The following is a 3,093-nucleotide window of genomic DNA, read 5'->3' as shown; positions in this document are numbered from 1 at the left end:
CCGCGCGGGGCGGCCCCGCCCTGTTCCTGGTGGGCGGGGAGGCCGCCGGAGGGGCCGCGGCGCGCATCGCCGGCGAGGCGGGGGCCGCCTGCGTGAACGCGGTCGGGCGGCTGTCCTTCGACGGTCTGTGCGCCCTGCTCCGGCGCTGCGACCTGTTCGTCGGCAGCGGCGCCCCGGCGGAGGACATCGCCGTGGCGGCGATGCTGCCGATGGTCGGAACCGGTCCGGGGCATGGCGATCCGACCGCCGATGCGGTGGAGAACGCCATTTCCGCGTGGCTGGCCGGGCGGGCCCGCTGACCGCCCGCCTCCCTCCGGCCTGTGGGATCCGGGGGGATAAGCGTGGAAAAACAGGGTGACGTGCGCGCAAGGCGCTTGTGTTGCCGCTGTTGCGCCGCAATGATCCGCCTCCACCGAATCCCGGACGGCCGCGCGGACCGCGCCCCGACCGGGCAAACCATGGATCGAATCCGGCGGCCCGGTAACCACACGATGCGCAGAGTGATCATCAAGCCCCGGGCGGATTGGCGTCCGGGGCTCCGCAAGTACCCCTACGGCGTCCGCGCCATGAACGCCGGCGCCTTCTGGCGCGAGGATGTGCGGTACGAATTCTCCGCCCATCAGATCGACCTGATCGAAAGCGTCGCGGACGAGCTGCACACCATGCTGCGCGAGGCGCTGCGGTCGGCGGTGGACGGGCGGGCGCTGGCCCGGCTGGGGGTGCGCGGCGGTGTGGCGCGGCTTCTGGAGTCCTCCTGGAACGATTATTGGGCCGCGGGCCGGCTGAACGAGCGGGCGGGCGGGCTGATCGGGCGGCTGACGCTGGCCTATGACGGGCGCGATTCGGTCAAGCTGCTGGCCTGCAACTACGACACGCCGGAAGGGCTGTTCGCCGCCTCGATCATCCAGCGCAACTGGCGCGAGGCCCTGATGGCCGACGCCAACCAGTTCAACGGCCTGCATGAAGGGCTGGTGGAGCGCTGGGAGGAGCTGGCGGCGGGCATGCCGGGCCGCGGGCTGGTCCATCTGGCCTGCGCCACCCCCGACCCGGTGCGCGAGAGCGAGCTGGTCTATCTGGCCGCCACCGCGGCGGAGGCCGGCATCGCCACGCACCTGCTGCCGCTGCAGAGCCTGGGCTGGGACGGCCAGCGCTTCGTCGACGACGAGGGGCGCACGGCGTCCTGGCTGGCGAAGATCTATCCCTGGCAGGGGCTGGCCGACGACGCCTTCCTGCAGAAGCTGCGGATGGGCGGCATGAGCATGCTGTCGCCGCTGTGGTGCTGGCCGATGTCGAACCACGGGCTGCTGGCGACGCTCTGGGCGCTCTACCCGCGCCACCCCAACCTCTGCCGTGCCGGGCTGGACGCGGAGGATGTGGCCGGCTGCGACGCGGTGACGGAGCGCAGCCTGTTCGGGCTGGACGACGCGGCCCAGCGCATGACGGCCCATGGCCGCATCGTCTCCGACACCGGAAGCGCCGATTACCCGGGGGGGCGGGTCTGGCTGGAAACCCCGCCGGTCTTCGAGGAGGAGGGCGTTCACGCGCTCCTGCACGCCTGGATCGTCGGCGACAAATGCCTGGGCATGTCGGTCCGCGAGTCGGCGGACCCGCGGGTCGGCTCCGACGCGGCGATGGTGCCGCACATCTTCCGGGGATGAGCGGCGTCCGGGAGGGAGCGGCGTCGAAGGGCTGCCGCCCCGATGCCGCCGGCCTGCGCATTTGCCTATGGTCCGCCGTTTGTATCTAATATATCAGATCAATCGTTCGACCACCGCGCAAGACAGCCAGGAGACCGCGATGCAATCGCTCTACCGCGCCGATCCGGCCCGCTACGCCGGCATGACCTACCGCCGCTGCGGGCGGAGCGGGCTCGACCTGCCGGCCATTTCGCTGGGGCTGTGGCAGAATTTCGGCGGCACCGACGTGTTCGAGACGGGGCGCGCCGTGCTGCGCCGGGCCTTCGACCGCGGCGTCACCCATTTCGACCTCGCCAACAACTACGGCCCGCCGCCGGGTTCGGCGGAGGAGAATTTCGGGCGCGTCCTGGCGACCGACTTCAAGGCCCACCGCGACGAGCTGATCGTCTCCACCAAGGCCGGCTACGACATGTGGCCCGGCCCCTACGGAAGCTGGGGCTCGCGCAAGTACCTCACGGCCAGCCTGGACCAGAGCCTCAAGCGCATGGGGCTGGACTATGTGGACATCTTCTACTCGCACCGCGTCGATCCGCGCACCCCGCTGGAGGAGACGATGGGCGCGCTCGACCGCGCCGTGCGGCAGGGCAAGGCACTCTATGCCGGCATTTCCTCCTACTCGCCGGAGATGACGCGGCGGGCGGCGGCGATCCTGAAGGATCTCGGCACGCCCTGCCTGATCCACCAGCCGTCTTATTCGATGCTGAACCGCTGGATCGAGGGCGGGCTGCTCGACACGCTGGAGGAAACCGGGATCGGCTGCATCGCCTTCTCGCCGCTGGCCCAGGGCATGCTGACCACCAAATATCTGAACGGCCAGCCTACCGACGCCCGCGCCGCCAAGGGCGGCACGCTGAAGGCGCATTTCCTGTCGCCGGAGAATCTGGAGCGTGTCCGCGCCCTGGACACCATCGCCGGGCGGCGCGGCCAGACGCTGGCCCAGATGGCCATCGCCTGGGTGCTGCGCGACCCGCGGGTGACCTCCGCCCTGATCGGCGCCCGCAACGTGGAGCAGCTCGACAACTCGCTCGACGCGCTGAAGAACACCGCCTTCTCGCCGGAGGAGCTGGCGGAGATCGACCGCCACGCCGTCGATGGCGGGCTGAACCTGTGGCAGAACTCCTCGAACGCCGAAGCGGGCTGATCTTCCGGTTCCGATGATTCCGGCGAACGGCTGGGCGCCGCGCCTCGTGGCACGAAAAAGCCTGCGTGGCGTTTGAACGCGATACGGCAAGTCAATTCATTGACTTGCCGGTACGAAGCAGAAAGGGCCGCGCCGGGGATACCGGCGCGGCCCTTTTCCATGTCCCTGCGAAACCGCCTCAGCGCATGAGGAGATGTGGGAGCCAGAGGGAGAAGGTTGGGACGTAGGTGACGAGGAGGAGAGTGACGAAGAGGG

Annotated in this window: 2 protein-coding genes and 1 pseudogene; all 3 read left to right on the top strand. The window is 70.0% G+C overall.

Annotated elements, in window-relative coordinates; genetic code table 11:
- Positions 1 to 299 (top strand): annotated as a pseudogene (locus tag QSG27_RS28235) (glycosyltransferase family 9 protein); the annotation flags it as partial.
- A gap of 192 nt (positions 300 to 491) precedes the next feature.
- A complete protein-coding gene (locus QSG27_RS28230) occupies positions 492 to 1,658 on the top strand; it encodes a glutathionylspermidine synthase family protein (RefSeq protein WP_306712091.1) in 1,167 nt (388 codons plus the stop codon).
- Between the two features lie 139 nt (positions 1,659 to 1,797).
- Entirely contained in the window at positions 1,798 to 2,838 is a 1,041-nt protein-coding gene (gene mgrA / locus QSG27_RS28225) for an L-glyceraldehyde 3-phosphate reductase (RefSeq protein ID WP_306712089.1), read from the top strand.
- Positions 2,839 to 3,093: the final 255 nt, after the last annotated feature.

It is taken from the genome of Azospirillum isscasi (genome assembly GCF_030849505.1).
In the GTDB taxonomy this organism is placed as follows: Bacteria; Pseudomonadota; Alphaproteobacteria; order Azospirillales; family Azospirillaceae; genus Azospirillum; species Azospirillum isscasi.
Note: the sequence above shows the minus strand (reverse complement) of the source record. Positions and strands in the feature narration are given on the sequence as shown.

Excerpts from the sequence above, each read along its gene's own strand:
- mgrA (WP_306712089.1), top strand. The coding sequence starts at position 1,798 with ATGCAATCGCTCTACCGCGCCGATCCGGCCCGCTACGCCGGCATGACC.
- QSG27_RS28230 (WP_306712091.1), top strand. The coding sequence starts at position 492 with ATGCGCAGAGTGATCATCAAGCCCCGGGCGGATTGGCGTCCGGGGCTC.